Source organism: Larkinella sp. (assembly GCF_965227735.1).
Lineage (GTDB): Bacteria > Bacteroidota > Bacteroidia > Cytophagales > Spirosomataceae > Larkinella.
Genome location: NZ_OZ245776.1, coordinates 6,015,147 through 6,037,304, shown reverse-complemented (window position 1 = coordinate 6,037,304; position 22,158 = coordinate 6,015,147). Strand labels below are relative to the sequence as shown.

Genomic DNA, 22,158 nt, shown 5'->3' with positions numbered 1-22,158 from the left:
GCAGCAAAATAGGCGAAAGCCGTAAAAACTGTTTTTACTTTCCCAATGCACTCTTGCCCAGGTCTTTGGAAGTAGCCACGGCAATGACACGCCCCTGATCGCCAACGGCATTGTAGAAATGATAAACGACGCCTTTCCACTTGATGACCCACGGTTTGTGGGCGTAGGTTTTGTCGTACGGTTCCGAGGAGGCAATCAGATCCTCGCCCTGCCAGTCGGTCCAGTTAACGAGGTCGTAGGAACACGCAAACCGCTCGAACGCGCCGGGTTTCCAGAACGCGCCGAAGTAAAACATGACGTACACATCACCTATTCTAGCAATCTGGGCATCACCACAGATGCCGGTTTTTCGGGTAATCAACGGCTCCTGCCCGTGTCGTTTCCAGTGGGTCATATCGTTGGAAACCGCCATCGCGATGTTTTCAAAACCGGCTCCTTTGGCATCCGGCTTTTCGCCTTTGGCGTTGTAATACATCACAAACGGATACCCGGTTTTCTGCGCCTTGTCCCGAATTACCAGACTCTTGTAGATGGTTTTGTTATCGTACCAGCGCGCGTCTTGATCCACCGCCGACAGCACCGGTTCCGGCAACCGCGTGACTTCTTTCGATGCGGCCAAATCGGTCGTGTTCGCGATGCCAACCCCCAACCGGCCCGCTTCGTAGCCTTTTTCGGAACCGCCCAAATATGACAGCCAGTAGCGGTTCCGGTATTTTTCGGGTTCGTAGGAACCACCCCAGTCCGTGTCGATCAAGGCGACATACCCGGCTTTTTGCGTGGCATCCCAGTCTTTATCGGTAAATGACATCAGCTTTCCCAGGGTGTTCCAGTGCAACAGATCGGTGCTTTTTGCCAACCAGGTTTCGTAGCCCTTTCCATCAAAAATGATGTAGGTCATGTACCAGACGTCGCCTTTACGAAAAACCGTCGGACTGTCGACCATCCGGCCTTTGTCGGGCTGGGGCAGCACAATCCCGTATTTGTACGGCGTTTTCACTTCCTCAAAAACCGCCCGCATCTTTTCATCCGGGACGGTTGCCGCAGCATTTTTTGGCTGGGCAAAACCCGTTACGGCCATGACTACGAAGAAAGCACCGGCAATCCATTTTTCCATTTTAATTGACCAAAAAGATAAAACGATCCCATTCCCCAACTTCCATTTCATGGACTGGTCCATGATCCCGCAGGGATCCAACAGCGCAGCGTCGGTAGGAGGAAGTCCGGTTATCTCCACATCTGCGTGCCGTCAGGTACGCGACCGTTGGATTTCTGCGATTCGTTGCATACCTGACGGCACGCGGAAGCATGATATACCCATTCGTTTTCTACCGACGCTGCGCTGTTGAATCCCTACGGGATGGTATCCTGAACTGGGGATGATTTGATTCACGGCATGGTTAATCCATATGAAAAACGCGCTCCAATGGAACCGCGACCGGCGACTGATCCGGATTGGTGTCCATTAAATCGGCCATATACGCCCACCAGCGTTTCATCACGGGCAAACCCGGCAACTGATCGGCCGTATGATTCTCCTCGCGCTTCTGCACACCGAACAGAATCCCGCTCGAACGGTCGAGAAAAATGGAATAATCCCGAATACCGGCGTCGGTCAGCGCCTGCGACAATTCCGGCCATATTTCATCGTGACGGCGTTGGTACTCAGACTCAACGCCGGGTTTGAGTTTCATGGTAAAAGCAACTTCCTGCATTGTAATTGGGGTTAGAAAAGTACTGGTTTTGCGTTCGCGGCCCCTGGTCGACTTGAAATTGGTTGCGTTACGCTATTTTGCCAATCGCATTATTCCTTTGACCAACTGCACCAACACCACCGGTGCCAGACCGGCTGCGGCAATGAGCCAGAGTTCGGTGCTGGTCATGGGTTGAATGCTGAGCACCTGGTTTAAAAACGGCACGTAATAGGTCAGAACCAGAATCACCAGACACAACAGCAAGGCGTACCAAATATACCGGTTTCGCGTAATTTCGTTGACAAAAAACGAATGGCCGGACCGCAGGTTGAAAACGTGCAGCAATTGCGCAAACGACAGCGCATAGAACGTCAGGTTGTTGCCTTCCTTTGCCGTCAGACCCAATTCGCGCGTGCCGAGCCAGTAGGCACCCAACACCGAAACCGTCATGGCCAGGGCGTAAAAAACCACCATGCGCCAGTCACGGATGTCCATAATCGGCGTTTTGGGGTCGCGGGGCGGCTGGTGCATCAGGCTCGAATTCTCGCGGCCCACCCCCAGCGCCAGAGCCGGAAACACGTCGGTGACGATGTTGATAAACAGAATCTGCAAGGGCAGCAGCGGATTGCCAACGTTCAGAAAACCGGCAAACGTCACTACGAAAATCTCGCTCAGGTTACACGACAGCAGGAACAGCACGAACTTGCGGATGTTCTCGAAAATGACCCGCCCCTGGGCAATGGCCGCCACGATGGACGCAAACGAGTCGTCTTTCAGCACCATGTCGGCGGTTTCGGCAGCCACCTGCGTGCCGCGCAGTCCCATCGCAATGCCGATGTCCGACTTCTTCAGCGCGGGCGCATCGTTGACGCCGTCGCCGGTCATGCCAACAATGTCGCCCTGCTGTTGATACAGGTCGATCATATCCAGCTTCTGCGCCGGGCTAACGCGGGCAAACACCCGACATGCCAGCAACTTCTTTTTATCGGTTTCGGTCAGTTGATCGAGTGGTTTGAGGTCTTTGCCCGTCATCACAATTTCTTCACCCGCTTCGATCAGGTTCACTTTGGACGCAATCGTGAGGGCAGTTGCGGGGTGGTCGCCGGTCACCATGATGACCTTGATGCCCGCAGCCCGGCAGGCTTTGAGCGCGGGTGTTACTTCGGTGCGGGGTGGATCGAGAAAACCGATCAGGCCGACATACGTCAAATCGCCATCAATAAAATCGTCACCCGGTTTTTCCCTGGTTTCCCGAAACGCAAACGCCAGCGTTCGCAACCCGTCGACGGCCATTTTCTCGGAAATGTCATAATAGGCCTTCCGGTCTTGTTCGTTGAGCGACCGGCAGCGTTCCAGCACCTCCTCAGCCGCGCCTTTCACCGCTACGAAAAAACCGCCATCGTGGGCGTGGAGCGTGCCCATAATCCGGGTGTCCGAGCTAAAGGCCTGTTCGGCTTTGCGCGGAAAATTCTGGATGATGCGGTCGGGATTGTGACCAGCCGCAATTGCAAATTTCAGCAGCGAAACTTCCACCGGATCGCCCACTTCTTTGGGTTTTCCCTTCACAATGTCATAATCCGCATTATTACACAAAACGCCCACGCGGATGAGTTGCTGGTAGGCATCGGATTCCGTGACGGCCTGATCGCCTTCCACCACTTCCAGTTTTTTGGCTTCCGCATCGGCCCGGATCTCGGCGTGAAAATCCGGCAGTTCGAGCGTGTTGACCTCGATGCGGTTTTGGGTCAGCGTGCCGGTTTTATCCGTAAAAATAACGTTGGTTCCGCCCAGCGTCTCAACGGCCGACAGCCGTTTGACGATCACTTTCTTCTCCGCCAGCCGCAACATGCCGTAGGCCAGCGCAATGGTTGCCACCACCGACATGCCTTCCGGAATGGCCGCAATGGCCAGGGCCAGCGCGGTTTCGATCAGCCGAAGCGGTTCTTCTTTCCGGACCAACCCAACCACCAGAAACAGAGCCGCCAGCCCGACGGTCACCCAGATCAGCACTTTCGCCAGTGAATCCAGCTTCGCTTCCAGTGGTGTGGCCGAGCGTTTGGCGTCCTTCACCATCGTGGCAATTTTGCCCAGCTCCGTTTGCTGCCCGATGCCCGTCACGATGGCCCGGCCGTTGCCCGCCGTCACGGGCGTTCCTTTAAACAGGCGGTTGTGCTGGTCACCCAGGGGAGATTCGTCCGGTGGGATTTCCGTATTTTTGTCAACGGGCAGCGACTCGCCGGTGAGAGCGGATTCGTCAATTTGCAACTGGCTGACTTCGAAAAGGTTGCCGTCAGCGGCTACCAGGTCACCGGCTTCAACCACCAGGATATCGCCGAGCGTCACTTCTTCCGACGAAATTTCCCGGATGCGGCCGTCGCGCAGCACCCGCGCGGGTGTGGTGTCCATTTTTCGCAGCGCATCCATCGACTGCCGGGCGTTCCATTCCAGCAAAAAACCGGTTACGGCGTTGACGAGCAAAACCGCAATGATGGCAAAGCCTTCGACGGTTTCGCCCAGAAAGAACGAAATACCGGCCGCTGCCGCCAGAATGTAGACAATGACGCCGGTGAACTGCCGCATCAGAATCGTTATGGCACTTTCGCGTTTGACTTCCTGCAAGGCATTCGGTCCCAATTCATCGTAGCGGTTTTTAGCTTCTTCGGCGGTCAACCCGGTTTTGGGATCGACGTTCAGATCCTGCAGCAACTGGTCGATGGGAAGTTGATGCGGATAGTCGGGAGTTGAAATCGTTGGCATACCGTGGATAGGGAAAAGAGGCATGAGTAAGTACTCACTTTCCGGCGAAACCGCCAAATTAACACCGCTCTGAATTGGTAGAAAGTCGTAGAATTTACTTTAAGTTGTTACACAGAGTTAATCAGAGGCAATCAGAGAAAAACTCTGCGTAACTCTGATTGCCTCTGATTAACTCTGCGTAATAACTTTTTCTTATGCCCATGAAATATCTATTTCTGATCCTGTTCACTACCTGCGCGCTCGCCCAGCAAAAACCGTATTCCCAGCGCATGGCCGATTCGTTCATGACGTGGCACAAAGATTCGATTCTGATCGGAAACCACAAAACCGCCCGCTGGGATTATGAACAGGGACTGGTTTTGAAAGCCTTCGAACGGGTCTGGTACCGCACCGGCGACAGCAAATACTTTACCTATACGTTGAACGATATCAACCAGTTTGTGCGCGAAGACGGCAGCATCCGGACCTACAAAATGGAGGAGTTCAACATCGACAACGTTACAACCGGGCGGGTGCTCCTGATGCTGGCCCAGCAGTCGCTGCCGGGGAAGGAGAAATTTCAGAAAGCGGCTTTCCTGTTACGCGATCAACTGGCGAAACAACCGCGCACGAAAGAAGGCGGTTTCTGGCACAAAGGTCGCTATCCGAACCAGATGTGGCTCGACGGGTTGTTCATGGCCGAGCCGTTTTACGCTGAATTCAGCCGGGTGTTCAATCAGCCGGAAAACTTCGACGACATTGCCAAACAGTTTGCCCTGATCGAAAAACACCTCGTCGATTCTAAAACCGGGCTGCTCTACCACGGCTACGACGAAAGCCGCGAGCAAAAATGGGCGAATCCGAAAACCGGGCAGTCGCCCCACTTCTGGGGCCGGTCGATTGGCTGGTACGGTATGGCGCTGGTCGATGTGCTGGATTATTTCCCGACCAACCACCCCCAACGCGCCAATCTGGTGAAATACCTGCAACGGCTGGCAACGCCGATGGTAAAATACCAGGATCCCAAAACCGGTTGCTGGTACCAGATGACCACGCAGGGAACCCGGAAAGGGAATTACATCGAGGCTTCGGCGTCGTGCATGTTTGTCTATACGCTAGCGAAAGCCGTGCGGATGGGATACCTGGACCCGTCGTTTCTGGCTTCGGCGCAGAAAGGCTACCAGGGGATTCTGAAAAATTTCATCGAAGAAGAACCGAACGGAACCATCAACCTCAACGGCACCGTCAGCGTGGGCGGTTTGGGAGGCACGCCCTACCGCGATGGCAGCTACGAATATTACCTGAGTGAACCCATCCGCAAAAACGACCTGAAGGGCGTCGGGCCGTTTATCATGGCGAGTCTGGAAATGGAAATCGCGCCGGAACTGGCCCTTGGTGCCGGAAAAACCGTGGCCGTCGACTACCATTTCAACCACGAATTTCGGAAGGATTTACTCGGCCAAACCGAACAGTTTCACTACACCTGGGAAGACCGGATGCACTCCGGATTCTGGCACTGGGGCAACACCTTCCGTGAACTGGGTGCCAAAACCGTCCCGGTTCGGACCGCGCCGACTGCTGAATCCCTGAAAGACATCGACGTATACATCATTGTCGATCCCGATTCGCCGAAGGAAACCGCCAAACCGAACTATATTCAGGAAGCTGATATTAAGGCGATTAACGAATGGGTGAAAGCCGGTGGGGTGCTGGTGATGATGGCGAATGACACGGCCAACTGCGAAACGAAACACTTCAACGAACTGGCGCAGACCTTCGGCATCCGGTTTACCGACAAAAACCGCAACATGGTGAAGGGCAAAAACTGGGAGCAGGGCAAGGTGACGATTCCGGCCGGCAACCCGGTTTTCAAAGAAACGAAAGCCGTTTACATCAAGGAACTGGCGACGCTCGATCTGAAAGCCCCGGCCCAAGCCCTCGTTTCGGAAGAGGGCGACGTGATTATGGCAGTGGCGAAAGTGGGCAAAGGAACGGTTTTCGCCGTCGGCGACCCCTGGCTCTACAATGAATACACCGATGGGCGGATCATTCCGACGGTTTACGAAAACTACAAAGCGAGTGAAGAGTTGGGAGCGTGGCTGCTGGGGCAGGTACGGAAATAAGGCTGGCCTTTCGGTCTGCCGTTTCGGAAGGGCATCACAGACCGAAAGGATACGGTGGGTTTTAAAAAAATGGTGTGGATAGCACACATTATCAACAGCACAAAGGTGCTGTTTTACCGGCTGGCAGGCTGTCGAATTGGGGACAAATGCTATCAAATTCGGGACATTTACCCGAAAAAAGTTGGAAAATCAGGCCATTAGAGGCTTTTTGAAGGGCTGGTCATGAACTCGGTGGGGGTTTGCTGATACACCTCTTTGAAAACCATAGCGAAGTGGGAAGGGGTGCTAAAACCGACCAGGTCGGCCGTCTCAGACACCGTATGCCCCGCCTGGAGCAACCCGGCCGCTTTCCGGATCCGATACTGCCGGATGAGTTCGTTGGGAACCCAGGGCGTCAAACTGACGATTTTCCGGTGAAGCGTACGGCGGCTGATGGCGAGTTGATCGGCCAGCCACTCGACACTCAGTTGCGGATCATCGAGTCGCTCATCCATGAGGTCATAAATCCGTTCCAGCAAAGGGTGTGTGACCTCCGCTTCCACCGATGGGGCGGTGGCGGTGGCCAAAAACTGTTGCTGGTAGCGTTCGCGAAGCCGTTGCTGGCGATTGAGCAGGTTCTGAAGCCGGAGACGCAGTTCGGCCACGCTGAAGGGCTTGGTCAGATAATCATCGGCTCCTTCCTGTAAGCCCTGCAGACGGCTCGGCTGGGCGGCTTTGGCCGTCAGCATCACGACGGCAATATGATCGGTATCCGCATGACTTTTGATGAGCCTGCTCAATTCATGGCCATCCAGGCGGGGCATCATCACATCTGTCAGGACGATATCGGGCAGTTCGGCCTGGGTTACCTCCCAGCCCTGCTGCCCGTCGACCGCCTGTAAAATCTGATAAGAAGCCGTTAGCTCTCCCACCAGAAACTCCCTCAACTCCTGATTGTCTTCCACGATCAAAATGCGGGGAGCGGTATTTCCCTCCGGTGACGGGTTCGTAACGGGAATGAGATCGAGCGGTATTGGAGGGTCGGCAACCGGCAACGGCGCAACGTCCACACGAATTCGGGGGTGGTCGGCGTTGGTTACCGGGCTGACGGGCAGGGTCCAGTTGAAGCGGGTTCCTACCCCTACCTCGCTCTCCACGGCAATGTGTCCACCCAGTAACTGAATCAATTCGTGAACCAGCGCCAGCCCAAGACCGGTGCCTTCGTGGGTGCGGGTGGTGGAGGTGTCGGCCTGATAAAACCGGTTAAAAATATGCGGAAGATGGTGTGGAGCCATGCCGATGCCCGAATCGACCAGTTGAAATTGAACCCCCGTCATTTCGTCGGCTCTCCAAACGGGCGCGATGGTCAGGGTGATGCTTCCCCCCGCCCCGGTAAATTTGAGGGCATTGGCGAGCAGATTTGTCAGGATTTTCTCCCACTTGTCTGCGTCGAAAAGCTGCGCCTGGGCGGGGAACTGGTCCATCGTACAGGTTAAGGTGATGCCTTTCTGCTCGGCGGCCCGCTGGAAAACCGCGACGATCGGGTGGATGAATTCGCTGACCCGGCCCTGCAGGGGCGAAACTGTCATGTGGTTTCCTTCCAGTTTGGCAATATCCAGCAACTGGTTGATCAACCGCAGAAGCTGTTCGGCATTCTGGTGGATCAGCCGGAGCATCGGCCCGTCGAACCGGCCTTCCTGCAACAACTTCTCCACCGGCGCGATGATCAGCGACAGGGGGGTGCGAAACTCGTGGGTCATGTTGGAAAAAAAACGGGTTTTCAGCTCGTCGACGGCTTTGAGCTGCTCGGCCTCCCGGCGATTCAGCTCAAACTCCTGGCGTTGCCGGAACCGGTTGGTCGAAAACCGGATATACCCCCAAATCGCTCCGGCAATCGCCAGCCCATACAGACCGTAGGCCCACCAGGTGGCCCACCAGGGCGGCTGAACAATCACCTGAATGGCCGCTTCATGCGGGCTCCAGAACCCATTGCTGTTGGCGGCTTTTACCCGGAACGTATAGTGGCCCGGTGGCAGGCTGGTAAAATTGATCACCGTGCGGTTGCCGCTCTGGACCCAGTCGGGGTTGATCCCGACGAGCTGGTAGGCATACTGGTTTTGGCGGGGCTGATCGTAGGCCAGAGCCGCAAAGGCAATCGACAGAAAATTCTCGTCGTGTTTTAGATGAATGACGTTGCCGGTGATTTTCCGGGGTTTGTCCATGACCGTCAGCCCGGTAACATAAACCGGAAAAGGACGGTTGTCATCACGAATCTGGTCAGGGTCGAACTGAACAATGCCATTCTCACTACCGAAAATGAGTTGATTGCCGTGGCGAAAGACGGCATTTTGCTTGAAGTTGTTGCTGGGTAAGCCATCCGAAACCTGGTAGGTGCGAATGGCTTTGGTACGGGGATCGACCCGGCAAAGGCCATCGTTGGTACTCAGCCAGAGATGCCCCGACGCATCCCCGGTGATACCGACAATGGTGTTGCCGGGGATGCCATCCTGGTGGGTGATCGTCGAAAACAGGCCGGTCTTCGGGTCGAACCGGTTTAAACCGCCCAGGTAGGTGCCGATCCAGATGATTCCGTCCGGATCTTCGTAAATGGTGCGAACGTCGTTGCTGCTCAGGTTTCCTTTCAGGTCGGCCGAATAGCGGGTTATTTGACCCGTTTTGGGATTCAACCGGCAAAGACCCAACCGGTGAATCAGAATCCATACCTCACCGCTCTGGCTCACCAGAAGTCCATACACAAACCGGTCGGGGATGCCACCCGGTTTCCCCGGTTGATAGCGGTAGTAGTTGTATCGATGCGTTTGGACATTGAAAGAGGCAAAACCGCCATCGCCCCCAATCCAGACGTCACCCTGCGGTTTTCCCGCCTTTTGCTGAACCGCAATAAACTGAGCAGGCATTTCCGACGGGTATGCGGTAAACCGTCCGGATGCCTGATCGAAGTGGTACAGGCCATCGTACGATCCCAGCCAGATTCCGTCCTTCCCGTCGGGCAGAAACGACCTCACCTCGTTGTAATGGTCTCCCACGGCACCTAACTTTTCGGGCGGTATGGGGTCAAGCCGTTTTTGGTCGGCAGAAAGTCGGTAGATCCCGGGTGAATTGTTGAACCAGAGCTGACCGCGCGTATCCTTAAAGACGGCGTATGCTCTGTTTTCGGGTACATGGGCCCTCCGCTCATTGGCCTTTACCTGGTAGGTAGAAAAAGGTTTGGTGTTCACGGCCTGCCGGTCGATCCCGTTGTTGGTTCCGATCCAGAACATACCCGACCGATCGTGATAGAGTGCCTGCATACTGCTGCTGGCCAGCCCTTTATACCGGCCTGGATCAGACTGGTACGTAAAAACCTGATCGCTGGCCGGGTTGATTCCCTGCAAACCGTTGGTGGTTCCGATCCAGACAATCCCTGTGGAATCCCGGTGGATGGTGTTCCGCCACACGAAAGAATGAAGTTCTCCGCGCGGGTTGTAAGGAACCAGGTTCCACGGCTGGCTGCGCAAATTAAGTTTGAACAAACTGTAACCGGCCAGGGCCGTACCCAGCCAGAGCACATCGTTTTCATCAAGGTAAAACGATTGGAAGGAGGGCTGGGGACCTTTCAATCCCTGAACTGCCACCGGGGTAAATTTTCCGGTCGGGCGGTCGAAGAGGTACAAGCCCTGGTGGGTGGCGACCCAGAAACGATGCTGTCGGTCTTCAAAAGCTGTGATCACCGGCACGTCGGCAACGGGGGATGGATAGAGGGTAAAATGGTGTCTGGCCGGGTCATAGCGGGCCAGACCCGCATAGGCACTAATCCAGATGATGCGCTGCCGGTCTATGAAAACGGAATGCTGGTTGTTCCACCGGTTGGCCTGGGCGGCCCGAATGGGATGCGGAATGACGCCCCCCGTTTTCCGGTTGATTTCATGCAACCCGCCCCCTCTTGTAACTGCCCAAAGCTGGGTTGAGTCGCCTTCGCACAGGCCCATGATGTAGCCATTCTGAAAGCTGCGGGTGGGCTGGCTGGGATCCGGTTTAAAAACCGTGAAGGTAGAACCATCGTATTTATTGAGGCCCTCCCCGGTTCCAAACCACATAAAGCCATCCCGATCCTGGAGAATAGCCGTTATAAAGTCATTGGACAAGCCATCCTCAACCGACAGATGCTCAAATTGATTGGCGATCGGGGATTTTTCAGGAATTCGGAGGGGCTGATTCGACTGGGCGTAGGAACGCAGGAGCGGTATGACTAAAAGGATGAGCCAGCACGGACGTATCATACAGAAAGTCGACAGTTTAGTCACTCATAAATACGACTGCAGAGGCCGTATAGCTTATGATCCTATCTTTATACTGCAAATATAGTCCACTTGCCACAAGCGACAACCGATTGAACAGGTTATTACACAAACGGAGCTGTCCTGCGGTGTTTCAGTGTTAACCAGAAGTTTTCTCTGATTAACTCTGATGTCCTCTGATCACCTCTGTGTCACAATTAAAAATATTTATTAAAAAAGTTTTTAATAAACCAATTCTACCCCTACCTTTGCACCGATGAAACCGAAAAAGACCGAGCAGAACACGGAGCAGATGATCAAGGAAGCCGCCAAGAAAGTATTTCTGGAACGCGGATTCGACGGGGCGAAACTGCGTCACATCGCCGAGGAGTCCGGCACAACCATGGCGATGGTGAATTATTACTTTCGGGGTAAGGAGCAGCTTTTCCAGCGCATTTTTCTGGAAACGATGGGCGTTTTTCTGGGTAAGGTGATTTCGATTCTGAATGAAGAGGTTCCGCTGGAAATCAAAGTCTGGAAAGTCGCCGATACTTACACTGATTTTCTGCAAGCTAACCCCCACGTGCCGGTTTTTGTTCTGGCTGAACTGCAGAAAGACAGCAGCGAGATATTTGAAAAACTGAATGTAAAAAGCCTGATTGAATCGACTTATTTTACCAAACAGTTGCAGATTGAAGGCGAGAAAGGAACCATTCGGAATGTGAAACCGCTGCAACTGATTGTCACAATGCTGGGCAGTTTGGTCTTTCCGTTTATGGCAAAACCCATCGTGAGTTACATCGGCGGTATGGACGATGCGGCTTACAAAGCCTTTCTGGACGAACGGAAAGTGATCGTTTTTGAGACAATCATGGCGTATCTGAAACCCGTTTGATTTTTTTTGACAGTTTATTAAAAATATTTTTAGAAAAATAATTTAGAATGAGTTTTTAAACGGATTATTATGAAATTGATCTCCGCACTTTTCCTGGCACTGCTGCTGACGGGTCTGGCCCGGGGGCAGTCGGTGGTGACGCTGGAGCAAGGCTATGCCGCTGCCCTGACCAACGACCCGTTGAGCCGCCAACGCGAGTTGGTTCAGCAAACCGGTGATCTGACCGTAGCCAATCTGGACAAAAACCGGTGGCTCCCGCAGGTGGGTGTCAACGGACAGGCGACGTGGCAATCGGAAGTGACCCAACTGCCTATCGAATTGCCCAACATAGCGGTTCCGCAACTCAGCAAAAACCAGTACAAGCTGACGGCGGATGCCAGTTACACCTTGTTCGACGGCCAGCAAACGACGCTCCGGAAACAGGTGCAACGGGCCGGTACGGCGGTGGGGTTGCAGCAGGTGGCCGTTGATCAAAACCGGCTCAAAGACCAGGTTAACGCCTATTTTCTGAACAGTTTGTTGACCGACGAAAACACCCGCCTGACCCAAAACCGCCTGGCAGAACTGCAAAACCGCATCGTGAAAGCCGAAGCGGGCGTAAAGTTTGGAACGGTTGCCACGATGAACGTCAATGTGTTACGCGCCGAAGTGCTGAACGCCGAGCAGCAACTGGCCCAGTTGGGGGCCACTCGCCGGGGCCTGCGCGACCAACTTGCGATTTTAACCGGTTTAACGATTACCGATAGCACGCGGCTGGTGGTGGCTGAAGTGCAAACCGGTACGGCGAATCTGTCACTGAACCGCCCGGAGCAAAAACTTTTTGAGTCGCAGCGGACGCTGCTCGATGCGCAACTGCGGCTGACCAACCACCGCCTGCAACCCCGGCTGAGCGCGTTTGCCCAGGGTGGCGCGGGCCGACCGGCACTGAACTTCCTCAACAACGATTTTCGGGGCTTTTTTATCGGGGGCATCCGGCTAAGCTGGAACCTGTCATCGGCCTACACGCTTCGCAACGACCGGACGGTTTTGGCCCTCAACCGGGAACAGATCGACGTTCAGCAAAAAGTGTTCGACCGGAACCTGTCGCTGCAACTTCGGCAACAGCAAACCGAGATCGACCGCATCAGCGCACTGTTGGATAAAGACCAGGAAATTAGTGCCTTACGATCAAAAATCCGGCAAACCGCCAGCATTCAACTCGACAATGGAACGATTGCCGCCCGCGATTATGCGTCCGAACTCAACGCCGAAAGCCTGGCGCTCCTGAACCAGAAAACCCACGAACTGCAACTGCTGTTGGCGAAAATCCAGTACCGAACGCTGACCGGAAATTAACACCATAGACCAGCCACTCCATGAAATTCATTCTGATTACTTCCGCCTTTCTGATCGGCCTGCTGGGTTGCCAAACCGAGCCGCAATCGGACGCATACGGCAATTTTGAAGCCGTCGAAACCATCGTCTCCGCCGAGGCCACCGGCGCATTGCAACAATTGTCGGTGGAGGAAGGCCAGACCCTGAAAGCCGGGCAGGCTGTCGGGCAAATCGACCCGCTGCAACTCCAGCTTCGGAAAGCGCAGTTGCTGGCCAGTCGGCGGGCGGTTTCCAGCCGTTCTCCGAACATTCCGGCACAACTGTCGCCCTACGAACAACAGATTGCCGTTCAGGAACAACAATTGAAGACGCTGCAACGCGAGAAAGTCCGCACCCAGAATCTGATTGCCGCCGGGGCCGCTCCGACCAAACAACTCGATGACCTCGTTGCCCAGATCGACGTCATTGAGCGACAGATTGCCCTGATTCGCCAGCAACGGGCGGCCCAGCAATCGACTCTGACGACCCAGCGGAGCGGAACGCTGTCGGAGGAACGCCCCCTGGAAGAACAAATCCGGCAGATCGACGACCAGATCAAAAAAACAACGATTGTGAACCCGTCGGCGGGTACGGTCACCGTCAAGTTGGCCGAAACCGGGGAGGTGGCGAGTTACGGAAAACCGCTGTACAAAGTGGCTGATCTGGATCACATCACACTCCGGGCCTACATCAGTGGCGACCAACTCGTGCGGGTCAAAACCGGTCAGCCGGTGAAAGTGCTGGTCGATGCGCCGAACGATCAGTTTAAGGAATATGCCGGAACCGTGATCTGGATTTCGAGCAAAGCCGAGTTTACGCCCAAAGTGATCCAGACCAAAGACGAGCGCGTCAATCTGGTGTATGCGCTGAAAGTGAAGGTGAAAAACGACGGCGGTCTGAAGATCGGGATGCCGGGGGAAATTCGGTTATGAGGTCGGTTTTCGGTTTACAGTCAAATCATGGACGCCATCATCATTGAAAACATCTCGAAATCGTACGGCGAAAAGCCGGCGGTTTCCGACATCTCCCTTTCGATCCGGCCGGGCGAGCTGTTTGGACTGATCGGGCCGGATGGCGCCGGGAAAACCACGCTTTTCAAGATACTGGTGACGTTGCTGCTACCCGACCACGGCCGGGCGACGGTCGCGGGGTATGATGTGGTCAAAGACTACAAAGCCTTGCGGCAACTGGTGGGGTATATGCCGGGGCGGTTTTCGCTGTATCCCGACTTGAGCGTGCAGGAAAATCTGGCGTTTTTTGCCACGGTTTTTGGAACCACCATCCCGGAAAACTACCACCTGATTCAGGAGATTTATTCGCAACTGGAACCGTTCAAAAACCGCCGGGCCGGGCAACTTTCCGGGGGAATGAAACAGAAACTGGCCCTCTGTTGTGCCCTGATTCACAAGCCTGACGTGCTGTTTCTGGACGAACCGACCACCGGCGTCGATGCGGTTTCGCGCAAGGAATTCTGGGATATGCTCGGCAAACTCAACGAACGCGGATTGACCACGCTGGTTTCGACGCCCTACATGGACGAAGCCAGCCGCTGCGACCGGGTGGCCTTTATGCAGACCGGAACCGTGCTGGCGGTCGATACGCCATCGGCGATTACGAACCGGTTTACGAAACCGCTGTTTGCTGTTCGGGCGGCTGATACGTATCGACTCATTCAGGATTTGCGGCTGGCTTCGTTTACGGAATCCTGCTACGCGTTCGGGGAGTTTCTGCACCTGACGGTGAAATCGGCCAACGTATCTGACCGGCAAATCGGCTCCTATTTGCTGGACAAAAACCACCAGAACATTGAAATCCACGCCATTCGACCGGGCATCGAAGACACGTTTATGGCCTTGATGACCCAGCCGGAGGCAACAACCTGATAATCATGGAAAACGCAGTTCATACCCACCAGTTAACCAAAAAATTCGGCAGTTTCATTGCCACGGATGCCATTACGTTCGATGTGGCGCAGGGTGAGATTTTTGGCTTTCTGGGCGCAAACGGAGCCGGGAAAACCACGGCGATGCGGATGCTCTGCGGTTTGCTGAAACCGTCGTCGGGCGAAGCGACCGTAGCCGGTTTCGACGTCTATCGACAGTCTGAAAAAATCAAGCAGAGCATTGGCTACATGAGTCAGCGGTTTTCACTCTACGAAGATTTGACGGTTCGCGAAAACATTCGGTTTTACGGCGGTATCTACGGCCTGCGCCGGTCGGACATTCCGGCAAAAACCGACCAGATTTTACAAAAACTGGGTATTGAATCCGTTGGCGATTCTCTCGTGGCTTCGCTGCCGCTGGGCTGGAAGCAGAAACTGGCGTTTTCGGTGGCACTGATTCACGAGCCCAAAATTGTATTTCTGGACGAACCGACCGGCGGGGTCGATCCCATCACTCGCCGGCAGTTCTGGCATCTGATCTACGAAGCCGCCCACGGCGGAACGACGGTTTTTGTCACCACGCACTACATGGACGAAGCTGAATACTGCAACCGCGTGTCGATCATGGTGGACGGAAAAATGAAAGCCCTGGATACGCCATCGGGTTTGAAAACCGCCTATGCCGTGGATTCGATGGACGCGGTTTTCCAGATCCTGGCGCGAGGAACGTCAACGAAATGATTCCGGTTTACGGTATTCGGTTTACCGTTTTCGGTAGGCTGACGCATACAGCTATCGGAGGGATGAGAAACGAGCCAAGAAGCATGCGTCAGCCTACCGAAAACGGTAAACCGAATACCGTAAACTGAAAACACAACGTCACTTATGAACCGCTTCACTGCATTTGTCAAAAAAGAATTCTTCCACATCCTGCGCGACCGCCGGACGTTGCTGATCCTGTTCGGGTTGCCGCTGGTGCAGGTGTTGCTGTTTGGCTTTGCGCTCACGAACGAGATCAAAAATGCTAAGATTGCGATTCTCGACAACGACAAAAGCCCGCACTCGCAGCAGATTACCAACAAGTTACTGGCTTCGGGATATTTTCAATTGCGGGAAAACCTGCGCTCGAACGACGACATCGAACGGGCATTTCGGAAAGGGGCGATCAAACTGGCGGTGGTGTTTCCGGCCGGTTTTACGGAAAACTACGAACACGGCCGCAGCGCGCAGATCCAGTTGCTGGCGGACGCCACCGAGCAAAATACCGCCATTAGCCTGACCAATTATGCCACGGCGATCATCCGCGATTACACCACGGACCTCAACCCGACCGTTCAGCCGCCGTTGACCATCGACGTCCGCAGCCGCATGGTGTTCAACCCCGAACTCAAGGGCGCGTTTGTGTTTGTGCCGGGCGTGATGGCGATGGTTTTGCTGCTGGTTTCGGCCCTGATGACCTCCGTGACCATTGCCCGCGAACGCGAAACCGGCACGCTCGAAGTGCTGATGGTGTCGCCACTGACGCAGGGGCAGGTTTTGCTGGGGAAGGTCGTGCCGTATCTGTTGTTATCATTTCTGAACGGCTGCATCATCATCGCACTCGGCGTTTTTGTCCTGAAAGTGCCGCTACATGGCAGTCTGCTGCTACTATTGTCCGAAACACTGCTGTTCATCTTTCTGTCGTTATCGATCGGTATTTTCATCTCGTCGATCGTTGACACCCAATTGGTTGCCATGTTTGCGTCGCTGATGGCGCTGTTGCTGCCGACCATTTTTCTGTCGGGATTTATGTTTCCCATCGAAAGCATGCCCAAACCGCTTCAACTCGTTTCCAACCTCATTCCAGCGAAATATTTCATCAGCATCGTCAAAGGCATCATGATCAAGGGTGCCGGTTTGCGATATCTCTGGCAACCCACGCTGGTGCTGGTCGGAATGTCGATTGTATTCATGGGCCTGAGCCTGCATAACTTAAAAACCCGCCTGTCATGAACCGGATTCGATATATGGTTGAAAAGGAAATCCGCCAGCTTCGCCGGAATCCGGTGTTGCTCCGCATCATGATTCTGGCGCCGATCATGCAGTTGATCCTGCTGTCGTACGCGGCCAATTACGAGGTCAAAAACCTGAATATCGCCGTGGTGGATGGCGATCATACGACGTATTCGCAGCGGCTCGTAGGCAAATTCCGGCACCTCGACAATTTTAACCTAACCGGTTATCTATCATCGGACAAACAGGCCCGGCAAACGCTGCTGGCAGGTGATGCCGACCTGGTGCTGGTGATTCCGCCCCATTTTGAGCGCGATCTGGAAAAGGCCGGAAGCACCGCCGTTCAACTGCTGCTCAACGCCATCGACGGTTCCAAATCCGGGATTGCCAACGGCTACGCAACGGCGATCATCCGGGATTTCAGCAGCGATATTGTGGCTGAAACGAAGTTGATTTCGTCTGGAACGGCTCAGGTGTTATCCATTGAAAATCAGTACTGGTACAACCCGAAGCTCGAATACAAAACGTTCATGGTGCCGGGCGTTCTGTTCGAACTCCTGTTGCTGGTGGGCGGTTTGGTGTCGGCCCTCAACATCGTGCGGGAAAAGGAAATCGGGACGATGGAGCAGTTGAATGTAACGCCCATCCGCAAGCACGAGTTTATTCTGGGAAAGTCGATTCCGTTCGTGATCGTCGGGCTGGGGTTATTCACGGTGGGCTTGCTGCTGGGGCGGTTTTTGTTTCAGATTCAGATCGAGGGCAGCGTTGCCTTGATGTACGTTTTTGCCCTTCTTTTTCTGATTTTGTGCGTGGGGCTGGGTCTGCTGATTTCCACGCTGGCCGAAAACCAGCAACAGGCGCTGTTTGTCTCGTTTTTCCTGTTGGTACTCTTCATTCTCCTGAGCGGTTTGTTTGCATCGACCGAGAACATGCCGGTCTGGGCGCAGTGGCTCAACATGCTTAACCCGCTGAAATACATCATCGAAGTGGGCCGGAATGTCATGCTGAAAGGCAGCACCTTCGCCGATGTCAGCCGCCAATTCTTCGTGCTGGCCAGCATGGCCGTCGGGCTGTTGCTGCTGGCGTCGTGGCGGTATCGGAAAACGGTGTGAGACGCGCTGTTGTTACACAGAGTTAATCAGAGAAAAGGGAGTTTATCAGAGTTATAGAACAATTTCTCTGATAAACTCCCTTTTTCTCCGATTAACTCTGTGTAACAACTTTTCAAAGTAGATAACCACCACCACCTGCTTTCTGTACCTGAATTCTACTCTTTTTTCTCATGAATAAAGCCATTGGAAGGTACCGCTGGACGATTTGTGCTCTGGTGTTTTTTGCAACGACGATTAATTACCTGGATCGGGTTGTCATCAGTTTGCTGAAAGGCGACCTGGAAAAAGATTTTAACTGGTCGGAATCAGACTACGCAGATTTGGTGGTGGTTTTCCAGCTCGCCTACGCCTTTGGGATGCTGGGCGCAGGAAGCCTGATCGATAAATTCGGAACCAAGATAGGTTATACCATTTCGCTGACCGCCTGGAGTATTGTGGGTGTGTTAACCGCTTTTGCCAAAACAACCTTCGGCTTTGGCATTGCCCGGGCCGGTTTAGGACTGAGTGAATCCGGAAACTTTCCGGCGGCTGTGAAAACGATTGCTGAGTGGTTCCCCAAAAAAGAACGGGCGCTGGCTACCGGTATTTTCAACTCCGGTACCAACGTCGGTGCCATCCTGGCGCCCCTTTCCGTGCCGTTCATCGCCGAATTCTGGGGCTGGCAATGGGCTTTCATCATCACCGGTGCCATTGGGTTTCTGTGGTTGATCCTGTGGATTACCATCTACGATACGCCCGCGAAGCACAAGAAAGTCAGCCCGGAAGAACTGGCCTACATCAACAGTGATCAGGATGAGCAAACGGAAGACCAAACTTCGACCGAGAAAGTTTCCTGGTTTAAACTGCTGACATTCCGCCAAACCTGGGCGTTCGTGATCGGGAAAATGCTCACCGACCCCATCTGGTGGTTTTACCTGTTCTGGTTGCCCGCCTTCCTGAAAGCCGAGTACGGACTGGAAGGCAGTGCCGCATCGCTGCCGGTAGCCGTTGTCTACACGATTGCCAGTATCGGCAGTATTTTTGGCGGCTGGTTGCCCCTGAACCTGATTAAAAAAGGGTTCCCGGTGTTCCGGGCGCGAAAAACGTCCATGTTCATTTATGCCCTTTGTGCCATTCCGGCGGTTTTTATCCAGTATCTGGGCAGTATGGGCCTTTGGCTGGCGGTTTTGAGTATCGGGTTTGCTACCTCGGCCCACCAGGCCTGGAGTGCCAACATTTTTACGACGGTTTCGGACATGTTTCCGAAAAAAGCCGTGGCCTCCGTCATCGGGATTGGTGGTATGGCGGGTGGACTTGGCGGCATGGCTTTTTCGAAACTGGCGGGAAAACTGTTCGACCATTACAAGGCACTCGGGCACCTGGAAACAGGCTATTACATCATGTTCCTGATCTGCGGTTTCGGGTACTTGCTGGCCTGGCTGATCATGCACCTGCTGGTTCCGCGTTATAAGCTGATCGAACTCTCCAGTTCAAGTGCACCGGTAGCTTAGTGGTTTACGGTATTCGGTTTACGGTGGCTGACGCATTAGGCTTCTTGAGCCAGCATGCGTCAGCCACCGTAAACCGAATACCGTAAACTGAAAACCGAACCAACCCTCTCTCCTTGTTTTCAGATGAACCGAATCGGTATTGTCATTTTTCTGATTATCAGTTTCTTGACTGGCGTTGAAGCGCAGATCGTGCGGAAACCGATTCCGGATAAACTCGTGGTTTTGACGTTTGACGATGCCCCCGTCACCCACGCGACGGTGGTGGCTCCGTTGCTGAAGAAATACGGGTTTGGCGGTACGTTCTACGTCTGCGAATTCCCGCCCGATTTTGCCGATAAGCAGAAATACATGAGCTGGGAGCAGATGCGGGAACTGGACCGCATGGGGTTCGAAATTGCCAATCATACGCTGACGCACAGCAACGTGGCCAAACTGTCGAAAGCACAGTTTACGGCACAGCTCGATTCCCTTGAAGCCCGTTGCAAGACGTATGGCATCGACCGGCCCCTCACCACGTTTGCGTATCCCGGCTACGGCACCAACCCGGTTGCCTTTGAGGTTCTGAAAGAAAAAAACTACCAGTTTGCGCGGGTTGGCGGGGCGCGGGCCTATGACCCAACAACCGATTATCCGTACCTGATTCCGAGTTTCAGCACCACCGAACCCAACAATTTCGACAAAGAGCGAATTTTCAAGGCCTTTCAGGAAGCAAAAAACGGCAAGGTTGTCGTGCTGACGATCCACGGTGTTCCCGACTACGCGCACGACTGGGTGACAACGCCCCCGCCTATTTTTGAAGCCTACCTGAAATACCTGCACGACAACGGTTACAAGGTCATTGCACTGCGGGATCTGGCACAATATGTCGATTACAAAGAAGCCCTGCGGACCATTCCGACACCCCCACCCCCGGTTTCGATTCAGGTGGATCTCAGCAAATCCAAAGGTAAAATGGAGCCAGTTTGGGCGTGGTTTGGCTACGACGAGCCGAACTACACCTACATGAAAGACGGCAAAAAACTGCTGTCTGAACTGGCCGGGCTGAGTCCGGTTCCGGTGTATGTCCGGGCGCACAGCCTGCTGGTGACCGGCGACGGAAAACCGGCCCTGAAATGGGGATCGACCAACGCCTACACGGAAAACGCCAAAGGAAAACCGGTGTATGACTGGACGATTGTCGACAAGATTTTCGATACGTACGTCGAGCGGAAAATGAAACCGATGGCGCAGATGGGGTTCATGCCGGAAGCGTTATCCTCCAAACCGCAACCGTACGGGCACGACTGGCAACCCGGACAACCATACGACAAGATTTACACCGGCTGGCGGTATCCGCCGAAAGACTACCGGAAATGGGGCGAATTGATCTACCAGTGGGTCAGGCATTCGGTGAAGCGATACGGCAAAAAAGAGGTCGAAAGCTGGTACTGGGAACTCTGGAACGAACCCGACAGTCCGTACTGGGGCGGCACGGTCGATGAATATAACAAGCTGTATGACTTTTCCGTAGACGCTGTTCGGCGGGCCTTGCCGACGGCCAAAGTCGGCGGTCCGCACGTGACGGGGCCGCAGGGGAAACGGGGCGCAACTTTCCTGAAAGCCTTTCTGGAACACTGCCGAAGCGGAAAAAATTACGTCACCGGCAAACCGGCACGCCCCTCGATTTTGTGGCTTTCCACGCGAAAGGGTCGCCCAAACTGGTCGATGGACATGTTCGGATGAATCTGGGAACCCAACTGCGCGATATTTCAAGCGGTTTTCAGATTGTGGCTTCGTATCCCGAATTCAGCAAACTCCCGATTATCATTGGCGAGTCAGACCCGGAAGGTTGCGCGGCTTGTGGCATGCAAACCAACCCGGAGAACGCCTACCGCAACGGTACGATGTATTCGAGCTATACGGCGGCCGCGTTTGCCCGGAAATACGAGCTGGCGGATGCGCATCAGGTGAATTTCAAAGGCGCGGTTTCGTGGTCGTTCGAGTTTGAAGAACAGCCCTGGTTCTACGGTTTTCGCGATCTGGCGACCAACGGCGTCGATAAACCGGTGCTGAACGTGTTTCGGATGTACGGCATGATGCGCGGAAACCGGGTGGAGGTCAGCGGTAACATGGCCTACCACACGATGGCGATTCGCGACTCCAGCGTTCGGCGAACCGAACCGGACGTCAACGCCCTGGCAACCCGCGACACGGCTTCAAACACGGCGGCTGTGATGGTCTGGAACTACCACGACGACAACATTCCGGCGGCCGCTTCGCCGGTAGATCTGGCTATCAAAGGTTTACCGGCCCAACAGGTGACGGTGACGCAGTACCGAATCGACGAAAACCACAGTAATTCTTACGCGGTCTGGCTAAAAATGGGTTCGCCAAAGCAACCGACGCCCGAGCAGATTGCGACGCTGGAAAAAGCCGGGAAGCTGGCCCAATTCGAAGCACCCGCGCAGGTGGCGGTTACCAACGGCACCGTCCGGCTGAAAACCGACCTGCCTCGGCAGGGGATTTCGTTGTATAAACTGACGTGGTGAAGTGGCTATTACACAGAGTTTATCAGAGGACATCAGAGTTTAACAGAGAAAACTTTGATAAACTCTGATGTCCTCTGATAAACTCTGTGTAATAGCTCTT

The 22,158-nt window shown here is 54.2% G+C and carries 13 protein-coding genes and 2 pseudogenes; 11 read left to right on the top strand and 4 right to left on the bottom strand.

The window, feature by feature from the left end:
- Positions 1-34: 34 nt before the first annotated feature.
- From ACO064_RS23665 to ACO064_RS23655, 3 genes are all read right to left on the bottom strand, one after another.
- Positions 35-1,114, bottom strand: coding sequence for a glycosylase (locus tag ACO064_RS23665; protein WP_421829674.1), 1,080 nt, complete (start codon positions 1,112-1,114; stop codon positions 35-37).
- Positions 1,115-1,397: 283 nt separating this feature from the next.
- Positions 1,398-1,712 (bottom strand): L-rhamnose mutarotase, encoded by a 315-nt coding sequence (rhaM, locus tag ACO064_RS23660; RefSeq protein ID WP_421829673.1) that lies wholly within the window; start codon positions 1,710-1,712, stop codon positions 1,398-1,400.
- A gap of 72 nt (positions 1,713-1,784) precedes the next feature.
- Positions 1,785-4,448 carry a cation-translocating P-type ATPase gene (locus ACO064_RS23655; RefSeq protein WP_421829672.1) on the bottom strand — a complete coding sequence of 888 codons (2,664 nt, stop codon included), beginning with the start codon at positions 4,446-4,448 and terminating at the stop codon, positions 1,785-1,787.
- Between the two features lie 194 nt (positions 4,449-4,642).
- Here ACO064_RS23655 and ACO064_RS23650 point away from each other — a divergent pair, with 194 nt between their 5' ends.
- Positions 4,643-6,550, top strand: coding sequence for a glycoside hydrolase family 88 protein (locus tag ACO064_RS23650; protein ID WP_421829671.1), 1,908 nt, complete (start codon positions 4,643-4,645; stop codon positions 6,548-6,550).
- A gap of 197 nt (positions 6,551-6,747) precedes the next feature.
- On the opposite strand, the gene ACO064_RS23645 is transcribed toward ACO064_RS23650, so the two are convergent.
- A complete protein-coding gene (locus ACO064_RS23645; protein ID WP_421829670.1) occupies positions 6,748-10,809 on the bottom strand; it encodes a hybrid sensor histidine kinase/response regulator transcription factor in 4,062 nt (1,353 codons plus the stop codon).
- A 274-nt stretch (positions 10,810-11,083) separates the two neighbouring features.
- On the opposite strand from ACO064_RS23645, the gene ACO064_RS23640 reads away from it, so the two are divergent.
- From ACO064_RS23640 to ACO064_RS23595, 10 genes and pseudogenes are all read left to right on the top strand, one after another.
- A complete protein-coding gene (locus ACO064_RS23640) occupies positions 11,084-11,701 on the top strand; it encodes a TetR/AcrR family transcriptional regulator (RefSeq protein ID WP_421829669.1) in 618 nt (205 codons plus the stop codon).
- Between the two features lie 69 nt (positions 11,702-11,770).
- Positions 11,771-13,036: a TolC family protein gene (locus ACO064_RS23635; RefSeq protein WP_421829668.1), complete on the top strand. Its 1,266-nt coding sequence runs from the start codon at positions 11,771-11,773 to the stop codon at positions 13,034-13,036.
- A gap of 20 nt (positions 13,037-13,056) precedes the next feature.
- Positions 13,057-13,986, top strand: a complete 930-nt coding sequence (locus tag ACO064_RS23630; protein WP_421829667.1) for an HlyD family secretion protein — start codon at positions 13,057-13,059, stop codon at positions 13,984-13,986.
- A 27-nt stretch (positions 13,987-14,013) separates the two neighbouring features.
- Positions 14,014-14,937: an ABC transporter ATP-binding protein gene (locus ACO064_RS23625; RefSeq protein ID WP_421829666.1), complete on the top strand. Its 924-nt coding sequence runs from the start codon at positions 14,014-14,016 to the stop codon at positions 14,935-14,937.
- Positions 14,938-14,942: 5 nt separating this feature from the next.
- A complete protein-coding gene (locus ACO064_RS23620; protein WP_421829665.1) occupies positions 14,943-15,677 on the top strand; it encodes an ABC transporter ATP-binding protein in 735 nt (244 codons plus the stop codon).
- 144 nt (positions 15,678-15,821) lie between these two features.
- Entirely contained in the window at positions 15,822-16,928 is a 1,107-nt protein-coding gene (locus ACO064_RS23615) for an ABC transporter permease (protein ID WP_421829664.1), read from the top strand.
- Positions 16,925-18,040, top strand: a complete 1,116-nt coding sequence (locus tag ACO064_RS23610; RefSeq protein ID WP_421829663.1) for an ABC transporter permease — start codon at positions 16,925-16,927, stop codon at positions 18,038-18,040. The genes ACO064_RS23615 and ACO064_RS23610 overlap by 4 nt, the downstream gene beginning before the upstream one ends.
- A gap of 170 nt (positions 18,041-18,210) precedes the next feature.
- On the top strand, positions 18,211-19,530 hold the full coding sequence (locus ACO064_RS23605; protein WP_421829662.1) for an MFS transporter: 1,320 nt from the start codon (positions 18,211-18,213) through the stop codon (positions 19,528-19,530).
- Between the two features lie 123 nt (positions 19,531-19,653).
- Positions 19,654-20,103 (top strand): annotated as a pseudogene (locus ACO064_RS23600) (polysaccharide deacetylase family protein); the annotation flags it as partial.
- A gap of 309 nt (positions 20,104-20,412) precedes the next feature.
- A pseudogene (locus tag ACO064_RS23595) lies at positions 20,413-22,058 on the top strand (GH39 family glycosyl hydrolase).
- Positions 22,059-22,158: the final 100 nt, after the last annotated feature.